Source organism: Sulfitobacter sp. CB2047 (genome assembly GCF_000735125.2).
Classification (GTDB): Bacteria; Pseudomonadota; Alphaproteobacteria; order Rhodobacterales; family Rhodobacteraceae; genus Sulfitobacter; species Sulfitobacter pontiacus.
Genome location: NZ_CP072613.1, coordinates 21,359 through 43,714, shown reverse-complemented (window position 1 = coordinate 43,714; position 22,356 = coordinate 21,359). Strand labels below are relative to the sequence as shown.

Here is a 22,356-nt window from a genome sequence, read left to right as displayed (position 1 = left end):
ATTCCGATACATCAATCCAACGGATTATAATTGTCCAAATGATCGGAATGGGTGATTGATTAGTTAGGCCGAGGCAGTCGCTTGATGCAGCGTCTCTCTTTACGCTTGGGGTTCTGCGCCCCTATCGTTAAGGGACTGCCGAAACCGGCATCGCTGCGCAGAAAGGGAAACCCATGGTCCCGATCATCTTTGGCCCCCTGCGGACCCGTGAAACGCCGCGCCAGTCGCGTGCGGTGACCCGCGTGCATGTCATCCTGAACGCCACGGCGGCGCTGCTGGCCGAGAACCGGTTGCAAGACCTCACCACCACCGCCATCGCGACCCGTGCCGAGGTGCCTGTCAGCTCTATCTATCGGTATTTTCCCACGCTTGATGACGTGCTGCTTGAGCTCTATTCGCAGACCGCCAATGAATTACGCGCCAAGCTTTTTGCCAGCCTTGATGATGTTCACGCCCATACGACATGGCGGGACCGGTTGCGTGCCGTGCTGGATGTGCAGCGCAGCTATCTGGCGCGGCATCCCTACTACCGCCCCCTCCTGCTGCATTTCGCGACGAAACGCGGGCCGCTCGCGATCGAGGATGACGACCACGATGATCTGGTCCGCTTTCTATGCAACAGATGGGAAAGCGGTGCCGACGGGTTTCAGGGCGGCGATCCGGTGGTGGTGGCCAAAACCACGATCCAGATCTCCCTTGCGATGGAAGATCTGGTCGCGGCGCAGGCGGATCGGCGCAGCTCTCGCCCCTATTCGCAAGAGCTGACCAAAGTGCTTGAGCATTATCTGGCGCAATACCTGTCGGATTAGCGCCTGCGGGTCAGGGGATGGTATCCGCCCGCCCCGCCTGCCGCCCCGAAAAGATGCAGCCGCCCAGAAACGTCCCCTCAAGCGCGTTATACCCGTGATACCCACCGCCGCCAAAACCGGCGACCTCGCCCGCCGCGAACAGTCCCGGGATCGGCGTGCCAGAGGCATCCAGCATCTGGCTGTCAAGATTGGTCTGCAACCCGCCCAGAGTTTTGCGCGTGATGATGTTCAGCTTGACCCCGATCAACGGGCCGTTTTCAGGGTCGAGGATCTTGTGCAGTTTCGCCGTGCGTTGCAGCTTGTCGCCGCGATAGTTCCGCGCCGCATGGATCGCCATGATCTGCGCGTCTTTGGTGAAGTTGTTATCGACCTGACTGTCGCGAGCCCTGATCTCGGCCTCGATCTTGTCAAGCGACAACAGATCATTCCCCTCCATCCCGTTCATCTTGGCGATGAGCTCGGGCAATGTTTGGGCGACCACAAAATTCTCGCCATGCTCCTTGAAGGCTTCGACGGCGGGGGTCGCGGCCTTGTTCAGGATACGTTGCTGCAAGACTTTGACCCAGCTTTTGTCGGCGAAATCGGGGTTCTGCTCTGACCCTGACAGGGCAAATTCCTTTTTCACGATCTTCTGCGTCGTGATGAACCACGAATAATCAAAGCCCGTATCAAGGATCATCTTCAAAGACCCCAGACTGTCGAACCCCGGCAGCGACGGCGCGGGAAAGCGGTTGCCCTTTGCATCGAACCACATCGACGACGGGCCGGGCAGGATACGGATACCGTGGTTGGGCCAGATCGGGTCCCAGTTCTTCACGCCCTCGGTATAGTGCCACATGCGGTCATTGTTGATCAGCTGGCCGCCCGCCGCCTCGCTGATGGCGATCATGCGGCCATCGACGTGGGCGGGCACGCCGGCGATCATCTCTTTCGGGGCCGGGCCAAGACGTGCCGTCGGCCATGACTTGCGCACCAGCTCGAAATCTCCGCCGATCCCGCCAGAGGTGACAACGACAGAGGGCGCGCGCAGTTCGAAATCGCCCACGATATCACGGTTGGTCTTTTGCCCGCGCGATGCCCCGTCCGTCGCCAGCACCTCGCCCGAGACACCGACCGCGGCACCGTTTTCCATGATGATATGCGAACAGCGATGGCGGAATTTCAGCGTGATGCGACCGGCCTGTTCGTGTTCCCGCACGCGGCGTTCGAATGGTTCCATTGTTCCGGGCCCAACACCCCAGGTCAGATGGAAGCGCGGCACCGAATTGCCGTGACCCGACCCAAAGCTGCCGCCGCGTTCGGCCCATCCCACGACGGGAAACCACCGCATCCCCATATCGTACAGCCAGCTGCGCATCGGGCCTGCGGCAAAATCGACATAGGCCTCGGCCCATTTGCGCGGCCATGCGTCTTCGGGTCGGTCGAACTGCGCCGATCCCATCCAGTCTTGCAGCGCAAGTTCGCGGCTGTCCTTGATGCCCATCCGGCGCTGTTCGGGGCTGTCGATCAGCATCAGCCCGCCAAGGGACCAGAAGGCCTGCCCGCCCAGAAAGGCTTCGGGTTCCTGATCGATGAGAGTGACCTGTTTACCACGATCAGCCAGTTCGGCTGCGGCGACCAGTCCGGCCAGACCGCCGCCCACGATAATAACGTCAGAGGTGTTCATGCAAAGCTCCTTACGCTGTGCCGATGCGGCGGTATTTCAAAACGACGGGCAGGATGATCAGATACATCAGGATGCCGTAAACAGCCGACGGCAGCGCATAGGCGGTGAAGCCACCCTCGCCGCCGACAATGATCGCGGCGACGGCGATCCCCAGGGTACTGTTCTGCACCCCCGTCTCGACCGAGATGGTCTTGGCCTCGGTCACCGACCGGCCAAGCAGACGCGGCACGACAAAGCCGATGGTGGTCAGCGCGGCCAGCAAGACCAGCAGCGCGGGCCCGATCACCACGATATTTTCCACAAACAGCGCCCAATTCGCCGCCAGCGCAGCCAGCACGATCACCGCAAACAGGATCGTCGCCACCGCGCTCAGCTTCGGCTCGGCCCGGGTCATCGCGGCAGGGGCCATCGCCCGCGCGCCCAAGCCAAGCGTGACCGGCACCACTGTCAGGGCAAACATGGTGACAGCGGTTTTGGTGATATCGATCTTGGGCGCGGCATCGCCCATGAAATATCCCATCGACAGGCCCAAAATCAGCGGCACGGTCACCACACTGGCAAGGCTGATCACCGCCGTCAGCGACACCGACAGCGCCACATCCCCTTTCGCCAGCTTCGAGATCACATTGCTGGTCACCCCACCGGGGCAGGCCGCCAGGATCATGAAGCCCACGGCCATTTCCGCGCGGATGCCGAAGGCCAGCACACAGATAAAGGTCACGAGCGGCAGCAGGATGCTTTGGTTCAGCGCCCCGATGAAAAATGCAAGCGGCCGCTGCCCGACACGCGCGAAATCCGCAGGTGTCAGCCCGACACCCAAGGTAAACATGATAAACGCCAAGCCAAGCGGCAAGACGACCGAAATCAGTACATCCACGATTATCCCTCCCAAGACATCTGTGAAAAACAGAATATATTTCCGGTATAGCCGTCAAGTGCCGATTCACCTAAGAGAAATCCGCTCTGCCGTAACGTCGCGCACGGGCCCCCGATGGACCCTTCCCCAAAGTAAGGTTACCTTAGCGTAAGGGAACGAAACAACCTGCGCGCCCGAAGGTGGCGGGCGGGCATTGGCACGATGGGAGTACATCTAATGTCGGATACGGTGATTGCGGATTTTGATCGCAAGCTTGCACGAGAGGCGTTTGAACAGCGTGCGGCGCAGGGCGCTGCGGCGTTGACGCGTCTGGGGGCGGGGGCGGATGTGCCTGTGGCGCTGATCATGCGCAACGATCTGACCCAGCTCGAGGTTATGCGCGCTGCGGCCATGGCCGGCACGGTCATCGTGGCGCAGAACTGGCACGCTGCGGCAGAAGAGGCCGGCGCCATTTGTGACGACAGCGGCGCACAGTTCGTGATCATCCACCGTGACCTGATCGACGCTCTGCGCCCCGCCCTTGAGGGGCGAACGGTCATCGCGGTCACCCCTGATACAGCGCTGCGTCAAGCCTATGGCATTGATGACGCCGCCGCAAAGACCGACCCCGAGACGCCGGAATGGTCCGCGCTGGTAGATGCCGCCGACCCCATCACCCCGCGCGAGATGATGCGCCCGCTGATGCGCTATACCTCGGGCTCGACCGGCAAGCCGAAGGGCGTGCGGCGTTTGGGGGGCGGGCCCAAGCGCGACTTTGAAGAGGTGCTTTCGCGCGTGGGCACCGAGATGTTGCAGCTCAAACCCGGGTCGCGGTTCTTTACGGCAGCGCCGATCTATCACTCGGCACCGTCAACGCTGACCTCTGCCGCGCTGGTCACCCCGGGCGTGTCGACCTTTGTCGCGCCCAAGTTCGACCCCGAAAGCTTCCTTGCCACGATCGAGGCTCAGCGCATTACCCATATCTATCTGGTCCCCACCATGATGAGCAGGATGCTGAAGCTCCCCCAAGAGGTGAAGGCGAAATATGACCTGTCCTCGGTGGAATTCTGCGTCTCGACGGGGTCACCGTGGCCACATGACCTGAAAGTAGCGATGATCGACTGGTGGGGGCCTGTGTTCTGGGAAAGCTACGGCGCGACAGAGATCGGGTTCATGACGATGGTATCCTCGGCTGACGCTTTGGCCCGGCCCGGCACCGCAGGGCGGATGCAGATGGGCGGCACGCTGATGATCCTTGACCCCGATGGGAACGAGCTGCCCGCCGGTCAGGTGGGCGAGATCTATGCCCGTATGGATGCCTTCGGCGGGTTCGACTATTCCAACGATCCCGAAAGCCGCGCCTCGGCTGAAAAGCACGGGCATTTCTCTGTCGGGGATCTGGGATCGGTGGATGAGGACGGGTTCCTGTTCATCACGGATCGCAAGAAAGACATGATCATCTCGGGCGGGGCCAATATCTTTCCCGCCGAGATCGAGGCGGTGCTGATGCGCGCGCCTTTCATCCGCGATGTCGCCGTCTTTGGCGCGCCTGACCCCGAATTTGGCGAACAGATCGTCGCGGCGGTTGAACTGGCCGACGGGCATAGCGCCGACAAACAGAAGGTGCTTGATTTCCTTGACGGCAAACTGGCCCGTTTCAAAGCGCCAAGGATTGTCGATTTCCACGAGGCCCTGCCCCGCGAAGACAGCGGCAAGATCTTCAAACCCCGCCTGCGTGCGCCCTACTGGGACGGGGCCGGCCGGTCGATCTGACCCTGACCTGACGCCCTTACACCAACTAAGACCGGTGCGAAGTGCGCCGGTCTCCTTGTGTTGGGGCGCGGGGATTCCTACATCGCGCCGGTACACACGCCGCCCCGAGGCGGCCAAAAACAGGATGATCACGATGACCAGCACCCTACTAGAGCAGTTGAACTGGCGCTATCCGACCAAGAAGATGGACCCGTCCAAGAAAGTCCCTCAGGAAAAAGTCGACACCATCGTCGAAGCCATCCGCATGACCCCCACCTCAAGCGGCACCCAGCCCTTCGAGCTCCTGGTCGTGACCAACCCCGACAAGCTGGCGCAGATCCAGAAAGCCGCCAGCGACCAGACCCAGATCACCGAAGGGTCACATCTGCTGGTGTTCGCGGCGTGGGATAACTACACCAAAGACCGCATCGACGCGGTCACCGATCTGAATGTCGAAGCCCGTGGCGACCTGCCCTTGCTCAGCGCCTATTACGAGAACCTGAAAAACAACTACCTGCCCCGCGATGCCGAGGTAAACTACGCCCATGCCGCGCGTCAGGCCTATATCGCGCTTGGGGTGGCACTGGTTGCCGCCGCTGAACAAGAGGTCGACAGCACCCCGATGGAGGGTTTCGACCCAGCGAAGGTAGACGAGATTCTGGGCCTGAAAGAGCGCGGCCTGCGGTCGGTGATCCTGCTGCCTCTGGGCTACCGCGACGCGGAATCCGACTGGCTGGCCCCGATGAAAAAGGTACGCAAGTCGGCGGAAACGCTGGTCACCCATATCGAATGATTATTGCGGGGCGAAGGGGCGAACACCCTTTTCGCACCGCCAGAAGCATACCAACGCGGGGCCGGTTCTTTGCGATCGGCCCCGCGGTTTTCGTTAGACCGCCGCCTCGCGGGTCAGACGTTTTGACGCCATCCCCGGCTCTGCCCCCCAGACCGCCACATAGCGGTAGAAGACCGGCGTGAGGAACAGGGTGAAGACGGTAGCAAAGCCAAGCCCGCCCACGATCACCCAGCCCACGGCGATGCGCGCTTCGGCCCCCGCGCCCGAGGTCAGGATCAACGGCAAGCCGCCAAAGACGGTCGATACCATCGTCATCATCACCGGGCGGATCCGCAGACGCAGCGCGTCACGGATGGCGCTATCGATATCCTGCCCCGCCTCGCGCAACTGGTTGGCAAACTCGACGATCAGGATACCGTTCTTCGCCATCACCCCGATCAACATCACCAGCCCGATCTGACTGTAGTAGTTCAACGATCCACCGCTGAGCGAGATCGCGAAAAGCGCCGCCGCCAAACCAAAGGGCACGGTCAGCATGATCACGACAGCGCTGGCGATGCTTTCGAACTGCGCGGCCAGCACAAGGAACACCACCACCAACGCGACGCCGAACACCATATACATCTCTGCCTGGCTGTCGCTCAGCGTCGCCGCCTCGCCGGTAAAGATGATCCCCATCCCGTCGGGCAGCACGCTATCGGCAATCGCCGTCAGACGGGTCATCGCGACGCTAAGATCGATACCGTCGTTCAGGTTCGCCTGCGCCGATACCGCCAGCGACCCGCCCTGCCGTTCGAGCGTGGACTGGCTGACCACGGGCACCAGCTCTGCCGCCGCGGACAGGGGCACATAGGCACCGCCCGGCAACTGCAACTGGATGTTATCAAGATCAGACGGGTCATCGATCGGCGGGCCACCGGGCACGACATTCACATCCGTCTCGATCTCGTCCGCAAAGACGGTGACGGCGACCTTGCCTTGGGTCATTGCGCCGATGGTCTGGGTGATCTCGGCCTCTGTCAGGCCAAAGACGCTCGCCATTTCGGGATCAACGCGGACCTCGTATTGCGCCTGCACCGCGTCGTTGGAAAGTTGCGGGTTCAAAAACGCCTCATCCTGCGCCATCGCCGCGACCAAAGCCTCGGTTGCCGTGGTCATGGCCGCGATGTCCTTGCCTGTCACCGCGAATTGCAAGCCCTGCCCGCCGCCGCGGATATTGAGGCTGTTGGTCCCCCGCGCAGAGGCCTGAACGCCGGGCACTCGCGCCAACTTGCCGCTGATCTCGGCGACCAGTGCGGATTGGCTGCGGTCACGATTGCTCCAGTCATCGAGCCGCACGATGATAAAGGCGCTGGTGCCACCGCCGACGCCAACGATGCTTTGAACCGAGGTAACCTCGCCGCTTTCCTGATAGGGGGTCAGGATCTCTTCGATCTGATCAACCTGGGTATCAAGGTAGTCGATCGTGGTATCGGACGCGCCGCGCGCCTGTACCAGAAAGAACCCGCGATCCTCGTCGGGCGTGATGGCAGAGGGCAAAGTGCCCGCCGCCCCCGCCGCCACGATCACAAAGGCCCCCGCCGCCCCCAGCACCACCAACGGCATGCGGATGGCTTTATCCATCACCGTGTCAAACATCCGCCCGGCCCAGCCTTGCGGCTTCGCCGTTGCCTCAAGCGCGGATTTCCCCGGATCAAGAAAGGCCGCCAGAACCGGTGCCAGCGTCAGCGCGGTGATGGACGACAGCGTGACAGCAAAGGCCAGCACAAAGCCGAACTCGCTGAACACCCCACCGGCCTGACCGGGGAGGAAAGAGATCGGGATAAACACCGCCGCCAGCGTCGCGGTGGTAGAGATGACGGCAAAGAACACCTCGTTCGTGCCCGCCGCAGCGGCAGCAAAAGCCCCCATCCCCTGTTTGCGCTTGCGCACGATATTCTCGATCACGACAATCGCGTCATCCACCACCATCCCCGTCGCCAGCACCAGTGCCAGCAGGCTGATGGTATTGACCGAAAACCCCGTCAGCCAGATCGCGGCGACTGTGCCCACCAGCGACACCGGAATGGTCACCGCCGGGATCATCACCGCACGGGGGGAGCGTAGAAAGGCAAAGATCACCACAACCACAATCCCCGTCGCCAAAGCGATGGATTTCATCACCTCGGTCAAGGATCCCCTGATGAATGTCCCGTCGTCAGAGGTCACGAAAAGCCGAACGCCGTCGGGCAGCGCCGATTGCAGATCAGCCACCGCAACGGCCACATCTTCCGAGATCGACAGCGTGTTGCCCACGGATTGCCGCGTGATGTCCATGCCGACGGCGGTCTGCCCGTTCACGCGGGTCAGCACGGCGTCCTCTTCCGGCAGCAGCCGCACGAACGCCACGTCAGAAACGCGCGTATTCGCATCAATCGGGATCTGGCCCACGGTATCAACGGTGACATTCGCGTTGCCGACCCGCAGCGCCAAGGTTTGCGCATCTGAATCCAGCGATCCCAGCGGCGTGTCATCGCGCAGCGCTGCCAGCGCGTCAGAGACATCGAACAGGGTCATACCCCGACTAAGCAACGCGGGCATATCCAGCGTCACGCGGAACTCGTTAGGTTGCTCGCCGCGCAGGGTAACCTCTGCAATGCCGTCAATGGTGGACAGCCGGTCATAGACGACGCCCTCGGCCAGCTCGGTCAACGCATCAAGACTCGCGTCGCCCATCAGCGCCAGCCGGATGATCGCATCCGCGTTGCTGTCGCTTTTGGTCACGGTCGGATCATCCTCGATATCATCGGGCAGGTCACGCAACGTGGACGAAACGATCTCGCGCGCCTCATTTGCCGCGACATCGACATCGGTGCCTTCGGACAGATCAATGGTGATCCGGCTCGACCCCGTGGTCGAGGTGGATTCCATATAGGATAACCCCTCAAGCGCGCTCAGGGCATCCTCAAGGACTTGCGTCACCTCACGGTCGACGGTTGCGGGCACCGCGCCTTCATAGGTGGTGCGCACGGATAGAACCGGCTGGTCAACGTCGGGCATTTCCCGCACGTCGACAGCCACAAGCGCGGCGAGACCTGCGATCAGGATCAGCAGGTTGATGACGATCCCGAAAATCGGCCGCGAGACGAATAGATCGGCGAGCCCGCCACGGGGCTTTGCAGGGGTATCGCTCATGACGGTGCCTTTTCAGTCTCGGCACCGACCGCGGTGATTTTCGCCCCGTCCCGCAGCTTTTGCGCGCCTTCGGTCACAACCATCGCGCCATCGGCGATGTCGGCCTCCACCCAGACGAATTCGTTTTTACGGTAAAGGATCGTGATCGGCACCCGCACCGCCGTCCCACCGTCATCGACCCAGACCGCAGCACCCATGCGCGACCACGTCACCGCGGTCGATGGCAAGACCGGCAGCGGTTCGCTTTCATGCAGCAGGCGCACCGCAAAGGTCATGCCCGGCCAGAGGATGCGTTCCGCATTGTCGATCTTGGCCTTCACCGTGACCGAACGCGTGACCGCATCGATCCGGCTGTCGAACGAAAGGATCTCTCCGGTGATCGACCGACCGACAAAGGCAGAGGTAGAGACCAGCACCTCATGCGCCTGCCCCAGCACGCCAATGGCGCGTTCAGGCAGTTCGAATTCGACCACCAGCGTTTCGGTCTGGTCAATCGTTGCAATCACGTCATTCGCGCCAAGGATATCGCCGACCTCAACCTCACTAAGCCCCAGACGCCCCGAGATGGGCGCGCGGATCGTGCGGTCTTCCAGCGCGACTTCGGCCAGACCCACTTCGGCATCGGCCAGTTGCTGCGCCACGCGCGCCTCTGACTGTGCGACATCGGTGATGGTAGAATTGCCACCGGCCCGCAGCCGGTCATAGCGGTCGACCGTATCGGTCGCCTGCTGCAGATTGGCGCGCGCGATTTCAAGGTTCAGCTCTTGGGTCCGCGCATCCAACCGCACAAGGACCTCGCCCTGTTCAACGTCGCGGTTCGCGGTCAGCCGGGTTTCGACCACTGTACCGGCGGTTTCAGTCACCACATCCGCACTGCGCAAAGAGGATGCTGTGCCCGTCGCGTATAAAGTTACCTCGTAGGGGCGTTGTTCCAGCGCGGTCGTCACCACCGAAGTCGCCCCCCGTGCACGCCCGCCCCCAGGGGGGCCACCTGCAGGGCGCCCACCCGCCGCGGACTGAGGCTGCGCCGCCTCGCTTGTGGCATCCGTGCCGGGCAGGCCAAAGGTGATGGCATAAGCCCCGAACAAAAGCCCGACGGCCACCAGCAAACTCACAAATTTCCGCATTATTCCAACTATCCACATCAGGTCATCAAGCCATTTAACGTGGGCCTTGAAAATTCCGTCGCTGAAAACACGACGAATTGCAGAAAAAATTCCAGCGGTCCCGCGGCAGCCTAGTTTTCGGGCTTCACGCTCAGGGTGACCACGCGCCAGGCGTCATCCTCGCCCACCAGCTCTTTCGCGCGCGTCGCATCGGGCAGCAATTCGTCGTCGTCACCGATCACCACGTGCAGATAGCGTCCGGCCTCGCGCAGCTTGACGACGGGCGCGCCGTCCATGCCTTTTTGAACACGATCCGCCAGATCTTGACGCTCGGCAGAGCCAAGCTTGCGCGGCGCACCGTCCAACAGCTCCGCGACCGAGATACGCAGATTGCGCCCACCGTCTTTCAACACGTCCAACCCGATCAGCCCCGCAGCCACGGCATCGGCCCACCAGAACCCCATCGAGATACCGATGATGCCCAGAATACCCGCAACGCCGGTCTTCCAGTCTGCGGCGTTCATGTCAGCATCCGCATGTAACACCTTGTCCTGAATATCAGGCGCGATGGCCAGCTTCTTGCGGCCCAAGATCACTGGCGGGATGATCGAATAGACCAATGCCGCCACCATCAGCCAGCCCATCCAGACCTCGGTGCCGAACAGGTCGATACTGCCGATGGTGGGATGTTCCTGCCGCACCAATGTGACCACCGCGTCATACACCAGATAGCCGCCCATCAAGGTCAGCGCCGCCGCCGAGAGGGCAAAGGCCAGGGTACCGATGCGGTGCAGGCCAAAGGGGTACTTCGGGCTTGGTGGCATCCGTTCAAGCCGCGCGGCGATCAGGAACAGGATCGGCGGCAACAGCGATAGCGTGTCTTCGATCCACGCCGCCTGCATCGCCTGACTTGATCCCATGACCATGAACATCACGAAAATGATCGTCACCAGCCAGAACAGCGTCCACCATTCCAACCGACGCGCTTTCGCGATTTTGTTGGCGATCTCTTGCGGCAGCGGGGGGTAGCGGTTCATTCCTGCGCCTCCCGCGTCAGCGGACGCAGCGCCATATTGGACCGCATGAGAAACCGGTTCTCGCCGCGCCGCAGCAGCAAGACCCGTTCGGGACGGTCGGCCCCGACGGTCACATATCCGATGGGGTTGGTCATGCCCGTATGCTCTGTCAGCGGTGAATCTTTCGGTATCCCGCCCGCCAGCAGATGCAGATCACCCCCCTCAAGCGCGTCAAGCATCTGGTGCGGGTTCTCGCGATGCCATTCGATCTGGGCATCCAGTGCCGCGGCGATCATTGTCACCGCCTGCAGGTCTTGATCCGGCAAAGGATCTTGCAACGCGCCGACCTTCAGCACGGCACCCTGCACGGTATCAGTGGTGTTTTCGGGGTCTTTCGGCAACTGGCAGGCAGCCAGAACGACCAAAAGAGCAGCGGCGATGAGGTGGCGGTACATGATCAAAACCCTTCAGGGCGACAACTGCACAGATCATGATTTCGTTCCCGCGGACCGACACCCGCAGGAACCAGAGGGGTCACAGCCCCCCTCGACAACAGATCACCCGTTAAAGCGGGGTGCCCGTTTTTCGAGGAACGCGGCCACGCCCTCTTTGAAGTCGGGGGTATTCCCCGCTTCTTTCTGCCACTTGCGCTCGTTCGCCAGTGCGGTGTCAAAATCAGTGTCGGCAGCGCTCCACGCGGCTTTGCGGATCAAGGCAAGGCTGCGCACCGGCCCGTTCGCCAGTTTGATCGCGATCTCAAGCGCGGTGGCGTCAACCGCGTCATTCTCGACCAGCCGCGTCACCAGCCCCCAGTCAAACGCCGTCGGCGCGGGAATTTTCTCGGCCAGCAGCATCATCTCCATCGCGCGCACGCGGCCCACGGCGCGTGTCAGCAACCACGTCGCCCCGCCATCGGGGATCAGCCCGATCCGCGCAAAGGCCTCAAGGAAATAGGCATCACGACCGGCGACAATCACATCACAGGCCAGCGCAATCGACGCGCCCACACCCGCGACCGCCCCCTGCACGGCAGAGACCACGGGCACCGGCAGATCGCGAAGCGTCATCATCAACGGGTTATAGGCATTTTCAAGCGCGGCACCCGCGTCGAGCTCTTTGCCGCTTTCAATCGTCCCCTGCTTGAGGTTCGCCCCCGCCGAGAACGCGCGCGGCGACCCCGCCAAGACAATCGCCCGCGCTGTCTGTGCTTCTTGTTGCAGCAGGTCACGCAGCTCTAGCGCCATGGCAGAGGTCAGCGCGTTCATCGTCTCGGCATCATCAAGCCGCAGCACTGTCACCGGCCCGTGCCGTTCGACCTTGATCTTATCCGTCATCCTGCTCTCCTCCCACGCATTCTACGGTCTGTGTCGGGGTATCCCACCACGGGAACAGGGCATGGTAAAGGCGCCATCACCGGAACCCGCAGCGTCGAAGGCTCACTGATCAGGTATCGCCAAACGTCGCGGCGACCCACTCCGGCAAGGTCACCCGCTGCTCGAACACTGTCGATTTCGCCCGCAGCACGTTTTCTTTGGTGTCGCGCACCGGATCCGCGCTGATCGTGGCATAGGCGTGATCGCGCGCGACCTCCCATGTCTCGTCGCGAAATCCGGCCAATCGGGCATAGAACCGTGCCGCCGTCTGGTCCGCCTCTTTCCACGCGGCACCGGGCAAGCCGCGCCCCGGCATGTTTGCCACATCGGTCCGATGCTGGTTTGCCGTCTCTAACGCGTCGATATTGGCGTATTTCAGGTGCATCAAATAGACACCGCGCGGCAGGTCAAACACCGCCGTTTCAATGCGCTTGGGCCCGACCCATATGCCGTGGCGCCACAGCCCCGTGCCGCGTTTGGTCACCCAAGCCTTGCTGTAGTGCCCCGAGAACACCGCCGTGCGCCGATGGCCAAGAGCCATTTGCCCCGCCGCGAGCACATCATCCTCCAAGGTCTCTGCCACATTGAGACCAAGCGCGAACATCGACTTTGCCGATGCCGTCTCTAACACCGCGTGCAGTGACGTATATAGTGCGGGATCATAGCAGATCAGCTCGTCCGCATCGGTGCGGATCACCCAGTCGAAAGACACGGCCAGCCCATCGGCAAAACTGTTCAGCACTTGCCCGCGACGCCGGTCGAACCCTTCCAGCGTTTCGCGGGGCACGGTGATCACGGTCGCACGCGGGCAAAGGCTGGCGACCTTGGCATCGGCCCCGTGGGCGACAATATAGAGGTTATCAAACCCCAGCATGCGCCCATAATGCGCGTACCACTGGGACAGCGCCCAGTAGTCTTTGTAAACCATTGTGATCGCGCAAATATTCATGGTCTCCTTTTACGCGCTTTGCGATTTTCCGAACAGGGTATTTTGTCACGCACCGGCCTGCCGCCTTCGAATTCCCTTACGCAAAAGGGTGAACGCCTTGTTCCAGCCATATTTTATGTTGCTTTTTGGCGACACCGTTGCCATTATGTTGCTCAGGCCGGGGGGCGAACATGTCATTGGAAAAGCTGATTGATTTGGCAGGTGCCGCGAAAGCGGGCACGGGCGATGTTGCGTTTTGGGACAGCTGCACCCAAACCTTCGCCGATCTGGGCGTCACCGGCATCGGCTATGGCATCATCCCTTACGCCAGTGACGCGACCGTGCGCGGGTTTACCCAAGCCGGTTTCTTTCGCCACACCTACCCCCAAGACTGGGTCACCGCGGTCGAGGAACAGGCGCTGGTGGATGACGACATCTCGGTCGAGTTGATCGCCAATGGCACGAAAGAGGTGCTGTGGAATGACGCCAGCCTGCTGGACCACGCGACCGAGCCGCAACAGATGCAATCCGAGCTTGAGAATGACATCGGGATGCAGTTCGGTGCGTCTTTCGCGCTGAACCGCACGCCCGCGGGTCAGGCCATCTCCGGCATCGGTCTTTGGGTGAGCGAGACACGCACCGACCGCGAATTCGATCTTTACTGGCAACAGCATCGCAGCGCGTTACGACGTTTGTCCTTTGCGATGGATGAAGGCATCCGCCGCGATCACATGAGCGTGCTGGTTAACCTCACCCCGCGCGAGCGTGACTGCCTCAGCTATCTTGCCATCGGTCTGCGCCCGGCCGAGATCTGCTGGACCCTCAAGATCAGCGAAAAAACCTTCGAGAAACACATCAAGGGCGCGAAAGAAAAGCTGCGGGCCAGCACACGCGATCATGCGGTCGCCAAATCACTGGTTTTAGGGCTAATCCAACCGTAGATGGGGGTTTTCCCCCGCTTGATCTACCCTTGGGTTACTGGCAGGTAGAGCGCATAGAACGGCATCACGATTTTCTCCAGGCAGGCCGGTGAGATAGGGCATATTCACGCTGCCTTTTCTCGTCATACTGGCATTGCTTCGCAAGTAATTCTTAGACCAAAGCGCGGGGTGGCAGTAATGCCGCCCCCATTTTGTATCCACTGGTCGTAAAACGTGAACCATCGCCCCATCCACAACTGACGCGAGAAGGCCGCTACGTCAACTTATCACAAAGCCGTCAAATCCGTTGCCAGATGCGCATACAGCGATAAAAAGAACGCCAGTTTTTTCACGATTTGCGAAACCTTTGCCGACTTTGGACCGTGGTTTCTTGCAGAAATCACGCGGAGCAGACGACAATGGCAGCGATCAACGGCACGACGGGGACAGATACCCTTCAAGGTACAGCAGAAGACGACCGGATCGATGCAGGTGCCGGCAACGACCGCGTGTCCGGCGAAGGCGGCGACGACCGGATCGACGGTGGCGCGGGCGATGACCTGCTATATGGCGACGCAGGCGTCGGAACAGCACCGGGCAACGACGCGTCTCCGATCACGCTGTCTTATGCCAGCCGCCTTTTCAACACGGGTAACTCTGCCGACGAAGGCGACAGCGTCTTTTATGACAACGTGGCAACGTTGGACAATGGCGGCGGCGTTTTCGCGCGGCTGGTGCTGGTCGACACCTCGAATGACGACATGCCCATCGACCTTACCGGTGGCACCGGCTTCGAGATCCTGCTGAACTCCGGTGATGGAAGCAGGAGCAGGTATGCCGGTGAAACCGCGACCTTCCGGCTCGAATTCTACGACCGTCAGCACTACATCGATACGGGCGAGTTCAAGCCGATCGCGCTGAATTCCACCGCGACCTTCAACGATCTCGATCGCAACAACCCCGGCGATCAGGAATCCGTGACGCTGGACACCAACAGCTTCACCTCCTTTGCGACCAGCGATGACACGTCGTTGAATGTCACCAATGCCGATGGCACCGTGACCGCAGCGGGGACCGAGGCGAACTCCCCCGACGATCAGGATGCGTGGTTCTCTGGCCAGTTCGAGAACCGCGAGTTTATCGAGTTCACGCTCGAAACCCGTTCCACGCAGTCGGGCTTCACCCTGTCTGGCGACCTGATTGATGACGCCGTTGTGACCCCGATCGAAGCGGGCAATGACACCATTCTGGGCGGCGAGGGCGACGACACGATCTTTGGTCAGGGCGGGAACGACAGCCTGGACGGTGGCGAAGGCGACGATCAGATCGAAGGCGGCGACGGGCAGGATACAATCACCTCGGGTGGCGGCAACGATCGCGCCGAAGGGGGGCAAGGCTCCGACCTGTTCAACTTTACCTCGGGCGGTGATCACACCATCGTGGGCGGCGAAGATGCCGACGGAACAGATGTCGACGTTCTGAACCTCAGCGGGCTGGATCGGTCGCAGTACACACTGACCAAAACGGGCCCTGAATCCGGCACCATCGAATTCCGCGATGCCGATGGCAACGTGACCGGCACCACAACCTATTCCGAGATCGAAGAGGTCGTGATCTGCTTTACCCCCGGCACCACCATCGCCACGCGACGCGGCGAGATTCCGGTGCAGCAGATCAAGGTCGGCGATCTGGTCGTCACCCGTGACAACGGCCTGCAGCCGGTTCGCTGGGTGGGCCGCCGCAATCTGGGGCGCGACAACCTGCTGCGCACCCCCGGCTTCAACCCCGTTCGGATCAAGGCCGGTGCCTTTGGTGAAGGCGTGCCGCAGCGCGATATGATGGTCAGCCCGAACCACCGCATGCTTGTCGCCTCCGAGACGGCCGAGGTCATGTTCAGCGAACGCGAAGTTCTGGTCGCGGCGAAACATCTGGTCGGGCTCGACGGGATCGAAACCATCACGCCGGACAGGGTCAGCTACATCCACATGCTGTTTGACAACCACGAGGTCGTGTTTGCGGATGGCACATGGGCCGAAAGCTTCCAGCCGGGGGCACATTCGATGGCCGGCATCCAGTCCGAACAGCGCAGTGAGATCCTGTCGCTGTTCCCCGAACTCGAAGCGGCTGACGGCATGTCCAACTTTGTCGCCGCCCGCCGGTCTTTGCGCGCCCACGAGGCGCAACTGCTGGTATCCGCCAGCGCCGCGTAAGGCGCGCCATCCGGTGCAAGTAACGAAAAGGCAGCCCTTTAGCAGGCTGCCTTTTTTTGCGTCGATGACAGGGTTTTACCAAAAGGCCGAGATATAGGACCGCTCTGCCGCGCCGCCGTGCTCTTTCCACGTCTTGCGCACCTGCGTCGCCATCGCCTTTTGCCCCGCGAACCATAAAAACCCGTCCGCCGCGGATGAAATCGCGTCGCAGGCCGCCTGCCCCATCGTGGCACGCTTGGCCTCGCTGGCGATAACGACCTCCAGACCTTTGTGCTTTGGGAACGGATAATGCGCGGCATCTACATGCGATGGATACAGCATGATGCGCCCGGTCAGATCGGGGTTCGCCTCCATAATACGGGCGATGGCCGGAAAGGCGGTATCATCGGCAAATCCCAACACCGGCCCCGTGATCGTACAACCGCCGCCGCCCGGTCCGGTGACAAGGATCTGCGTCCCCAGTTCAACGCTGCGCGCCCAATCGGTGGTACGCCCGCCTTCGTGGATAAAGAGGTCAAACACCAGCAGCCCGTTTTCCCGATCCACCCGCCGCGCGGTATAGACCGGCAGATGCAGCTTGTGTTCACCCTTGGGCCAAACGGTTGCCCCGTTCTCTCCGATGCGGGGCCATTGGGGGGTCTTGCCCGGTTGCGCGATGCCAAGGCGGAAATGGATCGCACTGTCAGAGAACCGCGCCACATCGCCCGCCAGCGTGACCCGCATAAACCCGCAGTCCAGCATCTCGCGGTGCTGCACCGTCATCAACCGTGCGTTATCGGGCAAGGCCCCCTGACGCACCCCATCCGACCAGCGGATCGCCTGCGCCGCATCGGGCATGACGCTGCCGATCTGATCCACCAGACTGTCCTTCAACGTCTGCAGGAAATCGGCGCGCGCGGTCGATATCTCGGCCCTGCAATGGGCACCCGACGGGGCAAAGGCGATCCGCCCATAATAGGTGCCCACGACAATTCCCTGTGCGCCATCCTGTTCGACGTGCAGGTCATGCTCTGCCGCTTCGGCCAAGGTGGCCTGTCGCAGGGCGGCGAAATTGACGCCGGGCAATTCGGTTTGTGCAGTGTGATCAGACATGGGCCACCCCCTGTTGCGGTGCGCGCTGCCCCGAGACCCGCCAGATCAGCGGCAATGCCGCAAGCGAGACGGCACAGGCCACACCAAAAAAGAAACCGTAACCAAGATGCTCGGCGATGACCCCGGCGACCATGCCCGAGACCATGCTCACCGCCGCATCCATACATTGGAACAAGGTAAAATCGACGCCGCCCTGCCGCGGGTCGGACCAGTTCATGAACTGCCCGTAAAGGGCGACGAACCCAAAAGCCATGACGGCCGCGCTGCTGACCATCGCAATCGGGGCCACCGTTGCGGCGGCGAAAACGCCACCCGCCGCCGACAGGCCAACCACCCCGAGGATCAGCGCCTGAAGCGCCACCGCGCCGGCCAGCACCACGCGGGTGCCGAAACGGCGCACCACTGCGCCGCCGGTCATCGCCCCCGCAAAGCCCAAGGTCAGGCTGCCGACCCCGCTGAGCAGTCCAAGCTGACCCAGATCATAACCCGCATCGATAAAGTAAGGCCCGAACATCCCCATCGCGGTTTTCTGCGCCACGACATAAAGCGCCGCGACCAGCAAACCCTGACGCACCTCGGCGCGGGCCAAGGCGGTATTTAGCCGCGGTTGATGCGGTCGCGCCTGCGCGGTTTTCGCCCGCGCGATGATCGCAAAGGGGACGCAGAGCACAGCAATCACCGCCGCCATCCCCCATGCGCCCACCAGCCATCCGGCGCGGTCCACGAGGATTAGGAACACGCCCCCGCCGATCGCAGCCCCCAGATAGGCACCGCCCACCTGCGCCGCATTGCCCCATCCGTATTGCGTGTCCTTCAACGCCGCCACGGCATAGCCGTCGCAGGCAATATCCACCGTGGCCGTCGCAAAGGCTGCCACCATCAGCACCGCCAGAACAGGCAGCACCGGCGACGGGCCGATCAGCCCCACCACGAAAAGCGCCGCGATCACCACCGCAGCGCCTAGTGTTACAATCGTGACCGACCGGTCCCGCCCGCCATCCGGCAGCCGGAACCGTTCAACCCTCGGTGCCCAAAGGAACTTGAGCGCCCAAGGCAGCACCAGCACCGAGATCAACCCGATCTGGTCCAGCGGCAGCTTCTGCGCGCGCAACACCCCCGGCAGCCCCGACCATGTGACGCCCGCAATCACGCTTTGCGCAATATAGATGCCGCCGATCGCGCCGACGACACCCCAAGCTCCCCCGGACCGCGCCATCAGAAGCGGTAGCTGACGCTGGCCGTGGCGGTGCGCCCTTCGTAGCGATAGCAATAGTCCGCGCTGCAGGTCTGGTCGGTGTTGTCAAAGACGTTCTTGACGTTGATCTGCGCGCTCAGCCCGTCATAGCCGACTTCGCCAAAGTCATAGGACATCGACAGGTCGGCAAAGACCTCGGCATCGTTCTTGTAGGTATTTGCATCGTCGCCATAGCTTTCGCCGACATAGCGCAGACCCGCCCCGAGGCCAAAGCCCTTGAACGCCCCGCTTTGCGGCTCGTAAAAGCCCCAGATCGATGCGGTGTGATGCGGCGTGGCCGACAGCTGGTTGCCCACGGTGCCGGTGGACCCTGCCTCGATCTCCATATCCAGATAGGTATAGGCGCTGGTCACGCGCAAACCATTGGCAAAGTTGAACTGGCCTTCAATCTCCAGCCCGCGCGACCGCAGGTCATAAGGCACTTGCACCTGGTTCAAGCCATTGAACGTCGCCGGATCAACCGTCTGGAAGACAACACCGTCCTCTTGACGGATGTCAAACAGTGACGCGGTGACCAGGCTTTCCGTGCCCGGCAGTTGGTATTTGACGCCCACTTCCTTTTGCAGCCCGCGTGTCGGCTCTGCCGAACGGCCGCTGTTGGGGTCGGTGCTATCGTCATAGACCAGCCCTGTGGTCGGCACGAAAGAGCTCGACACATTGGCATAGACAGACAGGTCGGTGTTGAACGCATAGCTCAGACCGACACGACCGGAGAACCCGTTATGCGATGTATCGGTGCCGTTCTGATTGGCATCAAAGGTGGTCATGTCGACCCAGTCGTAGCGGCCGCTCAGGAACATCGTCCAGGGGCCGGAGCTCAGCTGGTCGTGCACATAGACGCCATACTGGTACATTTCCTGACCGTTGGAATAGGGCTGATCCACCGCGTCCGTGTCGGCAGCAGAGACATAGCCGACACCCCCATAATAGGCGTCATAGGACGACTGGGTATAATCGAAACCGGCCACAACCGTGTGGTCAAACGCACCGGTAGAGAAATGCCCCTCGGCATAGGTATCGACCGAGAAATTCTCGGAGTTCTCGAGGTAATGGCCCCAGTAGCGCCCGAACCCCGTGCCCGCCGCATAGATGCCGCTGAACTCAAGATCCGCATCCACTTCGGAATACCGCAGGTTTTGGCGCAGGGTCACGCCATTGTCCATTTCGTGCTCAAGCTCGTAGCCGACGCGCCATTGTTCGTTCACAAAGTCATTATAATCAGGATCGCCGACATAGATATCAGACGCTTCGCCCTGCGACGGGTTGTAGTAAGACGCCGTACCGCCGCGGGTTGATTCAGAATATTCTGTCAGCACGGTGATCTTGGTGCGGTCCGTCAACTGATAGGTAAATGACGGGGCCAGCAGCGCCAGATCATCGCTATAGCCCGGCAGCGGCGTATCCGCATCCCGCGCCACACCGGTCAGGCGATAGCTAAGCCGTCCGTCGGTGCCGACGGGACCGGTGAAATCGAACGCCAGCTCTTTGCGGCTGTCTGTGCCAAAGGTCAGCTTCAGCTCGTTATAGGCGTCGTCCTTGGGGCGTTTGGAGATGATGTTTACCAGACCGCCTGCGCCGCTGACGCCATACATCGACGACGATGGACCCTTCAGCACGGAAACCCCTTCGAACGTGTAGGGGTGGTTCTGGAACCACGCCGACGGCCCGTTCACCTGACGCAGGCCATCGCGGAACAACCCGTCATAATAGGCCGAGAAACCGCGCAGATAGACCGCGTCATAGCGCGAGTCGAAACCGAAGTTGGTGACATTCGTCCCCGAGGTATAGCCCAAGGCGTCCAGCAGCGTGCGCGGCTCCTGATCTTCGATCTGGTCCTGCCCGACGGTGCTGATCGCTTGGGGGATGTCACGGATGGGGGTGTCTACGCGCGTGGCCTGACGCCCCGATTCGGCCACGTACCCGTTTTGCAGCAGCGTCGCATCGCTTTCCGCCTCAAGCGTGAGCGTCCCCAGATCAAGCGTATCCGCCTCCTGCGCATAGGCGGGGTGTGATGCGGCCAGCGCGGCCACCAAGGCAATCCTTGAAATTTGCATGGAATTCTGTCCCTTACTGTTTTAGTCGGAAATGAACCGCCCCGCGGCCATTGTCAAACTGAAATAGTAAGGTATTCACTTGCCCGAGACCTAATCAGGTCAGCGCACCGGGGCAAGCCGCTGCGTCACAAACTTGGCCGCCACAAGCGGCATCCTGCCTACATCCATGTATTTACATAATATTTTCAAATACCACACTAAAACACTCCCCCTTGTCGGGGCGATGCTTATACCCTATAAATAAAGTAAGATATTCAACCGGACAGGCCCGACCCCTGCCCCATGTATGGACTTCTCTTGATATGGCATCTTTGGCGACCCTTCCGATCCTCGACCGCGACGACGCACCGGCACAGGCTCCCGCCCCCCGTATCACCCCCGAACAACGCACCGCGCTGACCCATTTCCGGATGTCGGCGATGGCCTGCCGCGTCGCCGCGCGCACGGATCTTTACGAAGCCTGCGCCCTGCTCAGCCTTGATGGCGAGGACGCGAAACGCACATTTGTGGATACGCTGATCAAATGTCTGCCGAATGCGGTGCAGCGCAAGGTCGTCTGGTTCGCGCCGGGCACAGACACGCTATCGTTCGACGAAGCATGGATCCTGCGCTGCCTGACCAGCATCCGCGAGGACGATCCTGCCAGTCTCAACTTCCTGATCAAGTCGCGCGTGGCCCCTGCGGACCGACGCTATATCGGCTATCTACTCGGCCAGATTTCCGAGCAGTTTTCTCAAGTTTAGAATAATTCCAAAAAGACCTTGGCAAACCGTTTTTGGTGTCTATGTTGAATGGACAGCAAGCTAGTACCGTGCCAGCCAGTCAGAATTTTAATCACTTGGGGACGAGAAAATGAACCAGACAGCAGCTGCTTTGACAACCGATGCAAAAACAGCAATCGCCGATGCATTGAACCAATGCGTTGCGGAAACCGCCGTGACGACAATGCTGGCGCAAAACTTTCACTGGAACGTAAAAGGCATGGGTTTCGGCCCGCTGCACGACCTGTTCCAGAAGATCTACGAAGACCACTTTGTCGCGCAGGATGATCTGGCAGAGCGTATTCGCGCCCTTGATGTCCATGCCGAAGGGATGCTTGCAGGCATGCTGAAGCGGTCCAAGATCAACGAACATGATGGCCACGCCAACGACAAGGAAATGATCCGCATCATGATGGAAGCGCAGGAAACGCTGGCCTCCACCATCGCGGGCGCGGGCCAATTGGCCGCCGACCACGGCGACACGCTGACAGAAGATCTGTGCATCGCACGCGGGACAGAGCACGAGAAATTCGCGTGGTTCCTGCGCGCACACCTCGCAGGCTAAATAGCCCGCCCGCTGATCCCGTCAGC

At 61.3% G+C, this 22,356-nt stretch carries 18 protein-coding genes; 7 read left to right on the top strand and 11 right to left on the bottom strand.

The annotated features are described in order from the left end of the window. The first annotated feature begins 173 nt into the window (after positions 1–173). On the top strand, positions 174–809 hold the full coding sequence (locus IV89_RS00200; RefSeq protein WP_005848717.1) for a TetR/AcrR family transcriptional regulator: 636 nt from the start codon (positions 174–176) through the stop codon (positions 807–809). Between the two features lie 10 nt (positions 810–819). Here IV89_RS00200 and IV89_RS00195 read toward each other — a convergent pair whose 3' ends face one another. Both IV89_RS00195 and IV89_RS00190 read right to left on the bottom strand, forming a co-directional pair. Beyond that, a complete protein-coding gene (locus tag IV89_RS00195; RefSeq protein WP_037941401.1) occupies positions 820–2,475 on the bottom strand; it encodes an FAD-binding dehydrogenase in 1,656 nt (551 codons plus the stop codon). A gap of 10 nt (positions 2,476–2,485) precedes the next feature. Then, on the bottom strand, positions 2,486–3,352 hold the full coding sequence (locus tag IV89_RS00190) for a bile acid:sodium symporter family protein (protein WP_037941399.1): 867 nt from the start codon (positions 3,350–3,352) through the stop codon (positions 2,486–2,488). Positions 3,353–3,568: 216 nt separating this feature from the next. On the opposite strand from IV89_RS00190, the gene IV89_RS00185 reads away from it, so the two are divergent. Continuing rightward, entirely contained in the window at positions 3,569–5,104 is a 1,536-nt protein-coding gene (locus tag IV89_RS00185; protein WP_037941397.1) for an AMP-binding protein, read from the top strand. 124 nt (positions 5,105–5,228) lie between these two features. Then, positions 5,229–5,876 (top strand): NAD(P)H-dependent oxidoreductase, encoded by a 648-nt coding sequence (locus tag IV89_RS00180; RefSeq protein WP_181358617.1) that lies wholly within the window; start codon positions 5,229–5,231, stop codon positions 5,874–5,876. 93 nt (positions 5,877–5,969) lie between these two features. On the opposite strand, the gene IV89_RS00175 is transcribed toward IV89_RS00180, so the two are convergent. The 6 genes from IV89_RS00175 to IV89_RS00150 form a co-directional block, all read right to left on the bottom strand. Further along, positions 5,970–9,050, bottom strand: coding sequence for an efflux RND transporter permease subunit (locus IV89_RS00175; protein WP_037941393.1), 3,081 nt, complete (start codon positions 9,048–9,050; stop codon positions 5,970–5,972). Continuing rightward, positions 9,047–10,177 (bottom strand): efflux RND transporter periplasmic adaptor subunit, encoded by a 1,131-nt coding sequence (locus IV89_RS00170; RefSeq protein WP_005848724.1) that lies wholly within the window; start codon positions 10,175–10,177, stop codon positions 9,047–9,049. The genes IV89_RS00175 and IV89_RS00170 overlap by 4 nt, the downstream gene beginning before the upstream one ends. Before the next feature lie 110 nt (positions 10,178–10,287). Continuing rightward, positions 10,288–11,193, bottom strand: a complete 906-nt coding sequence (locus tag IV89_RS00165; protein WP_037941391.1) for a cation transporter — start codon at positions 11,191–11,193, stop codon at positions 10,288–10,290. Continuing rightward, positions 11,190–11,627 (bottom strand): hypothetical protein, encoded by a 438-nt coding sequence (locus tag IV89_RS00160; RefSeq protein WP_037941390.1) that lies wholly within the window; start codon positions 11,625–11,627, stop codon positions 11,190–11,192. Before IV89_RS00160 ends, IV89_RS00165 begins: the two co-directional genes overlap by 4 nt. Positions 11,628–11,729: 102 nt before the next feature. Then, the gene (locus tag IV89_RS00155) at positions 11,730–12,506 is read right to left on the bottom strand and encodes an enoyl-CoA hydratase-related protein (RefSeq protein ID WP_037941389.1); all 777 of its coding nucleotides are present in this window, start codon (positions 12,504–12,506) and stop codon (positions 11,730–11,732) included. Between the two features lie 109 nt (positions 12,507–12,615). Beyond that, on the bottom strand, positions 12,616–13,494 hold the full coding sequence (locus IV89_RS00150; protein WP_037941387.1) for a glycosyltransferase family 2 protein: 879 nt from the start codon (positions 13,492–13,494) through the stop codon (positions 12,616–12,618). Positions 13,495–13,664: 170 nt separating this feature from the next. Here IV89_RS00150 and IV89_RS00145 point away from each other — a divergent pair, with 170 nt between their 5' ends. Continuing rightward, a complete protein-coding gene (locus tag IV89_RS00145) occupies positions 13,665–14,414 on the top strand; it encodes a LuxR C-terminal-related transcriptional regulator (protein WP_037941385.1) in 750 nt (249 codons plus the stop codon). 398 nt (positions 14,415–14,812) lie between these two features. Then, on the top strand, positions 14,813–16,603 hold the full coding sequence (locus IV89_RS00140) for a Hint domain-containing protein (protein ID WP_037941383.1): 1,791 nt from the start codon (positions 14,813–14,815) through the stop codon (positions 16,601–16,603). Positions 16,604–16,678: 75 nt separating this feature from the next. Here IV89_RS00140 and IV89_RS00135 read toward each other — a convergent pair whose 3' ends face one another. The 3 genes from IV89_RS00135 to IV89_RS00125 are packed head-to-tail and all read right to left on the bottom strand — an operon-like array spanning position 16,679 to position 21,004. Continuing rightward, on the bottom strand, positions 16,679–17,695 hold the full coding sequence (locus IV89_RS00135; RefSeq protein WP_037941381.1) for a siderophore-interacting protein: 1,017 nt from the start codon (positions 17,693–17,695) through the stop codon (positions 16,679–16,681). Then, on the bottom strand, positions 17,688–18,911 hold the full coding sequence (locus tag IV89_RS00130; protein ID WP_037941379.1) for an MFS transporter: 1,224 nt from the start codon (positions 18,909–18,911) through the stop codon (positions 17,688–17,690). Before IV89_RS00130 ends, IV89_RS00135 begins: the two co-directional genes overlap by 8 nt. Continuing rightward, the gene (locus IV89_RS00125; RefSeq protein ID WP_037941377.1) at positions 18,911–21,004 is read right to left on the bottom strand and encodes a TonB-dependent siderophore receptor; all 2,094 of its coding nucleotides are present in this window, start codon (positions 21,002–21,004) and stop codon (positions 18,911–18,913) included. The genes IV89_RS00130 and IV89_RS00125 overlap by 1 nt, the downstream gene beginning before the upstream one ends. Before the next feature lie 302 nt (positions 21,005–21,306). Between IV89_RS00125 and IV89_RS00120 the strand changes: the two genes are divergently transcribed. Continuing rightward, complete coding sequence (locus IV89_RS00120) at positions 21,307–21,747, top strand: hypothetical protein (RefSeq protein WP_037941375.1); 441 nt, start codon at positions 21,307–21,309, stop codon at positions 21,745–21,747. Positions 21,748–21,856: 109 nt separating this feature from the next. Next, positions 21,857–22,330: a DNA starvation/stationary phase protection protein gene (locus tag IV89_RS00115; protein ID WP_005848741.1), complete on the top strand. Its 474-nt coding sequence runs from the start codon at positions 21,857–21,859 to the stop codon at positions 22,328–22,330. Positions 22,331–22,356: the final 26 nt, after the last annotated feature.

Coding starts and splice junctions, on each gene's coding strand:
- IV89_RS00145 (WP_037941385.1), top strand. CDS start 13,665: ATGTCATTGGAAAAGCTGATTGATTTGGCAGGTGCCGCGAAAGCGGGC.
- IV89_RS00195 (WP_037941401.1), bottom strand. CDS start 2,475: ATGAACACCTCTGACGTTATTATCGTGGGCGGCGGTCTGGCCGGACTG.
- IV89_RS00120 (WP_037941375.1), top strand. CDS start 21,307: ATGGCATCTTTGGCGACCCTTCCGATCCTCGACCGCGACGACGCACCG.
- IV89_RS00135 (WP_037941381.1), bottom strand. CDS start 17,695: ATGTCTGATCACACTGCACAAACCGAATTGCCCGGCGTCAATTTCGCC.
- IV89_RS00125 (WP_037941377.1), bottom strand. CDS start 21,004: ATGCAAATTTCAAGGATTGCCTTGGTGGCCGCGCTGGCCGCATCACAC.
- IV89_RS00130 (WP_037941379.1), bottom strand. CDS start 18,911: ATGGCGCGGTCCGGGGGAGCTTGGGGTGTCGTCGGCGCGATCGGCGGC.
- IV89_RS00175 (WP_037941393.1), bottom strand. CDS start 9,050: ATGAGCGATACCCCTGCAAAGCCCCGTGGCGGGCTCGCCGATCTATTC.
- IV89_RS00180 (WP_181358617.1), top strand. CDS start 5,229: ATGATCACGATGACCAGCACCCTACTAGAGCAGTTGAACTGGCGCTAT.
- IV89_RS00170 (WP_005848724.1), bottom strand. CDS start 10,177: ATGCGGAAATTTGTGAGTTTGCTGGTGGCCGTCGGGCTTTTGTTCGGG.
- IV89_RS00200 (WP_005848717.1), top strand. CDS start 174: ATGGTCCCGATCATCTTTGGCCCCCTGCGGACCCGTGAAACGCCGCGC.
- IV89_RS00165 (WP_037941391.1), bottom strand. CDS start 11,193: ATGAACCGCTACCCCCCGCTGCCGCAAGAGATCGCCAACAAAATCGCG.
- IV89_RS00140 (WP_037941383.1), top strand. CDS start 14,813: ATGGCAGCGATCAACGGCACGACGGGGACAGATACCCTTCAAGGTACA.
- IV89_RS00115 (WP_005848741.1), top strand. CDS start 21,857: ATGAACCAGACAGCAGCTGCTTTGACAACCGATGCAAAAACAGCAATC.
- IV89_RS00160 (WP_037941390.1), bottom strand. CDS start 11,627: ATGTACCGCCACCTCATCGCCGCTGCTCTTTTGGTCGTTCTGGCTGCC.
- IV89_RS00155 (WP_037941389.1), bottom strand. CDS start 12,506: ATGACGGATAAGATCAAGGTCGAACGGCACGGGCCGGTGACAGTGCTG.
- IV89_RS00150 (WP_037941387.1), bottom strand. CDS start 13,494: ATGAATATTTGCGCGATCACAATGGTTTACAAAGACTACTGGGCGCTG.
- IV89_RS00185 (WP_037941397.1), top strand. CDS start 3,569: ATGTCGGATACGGTGATTGCGGATTTTGATCGCAAGCTTGCACGAGAG.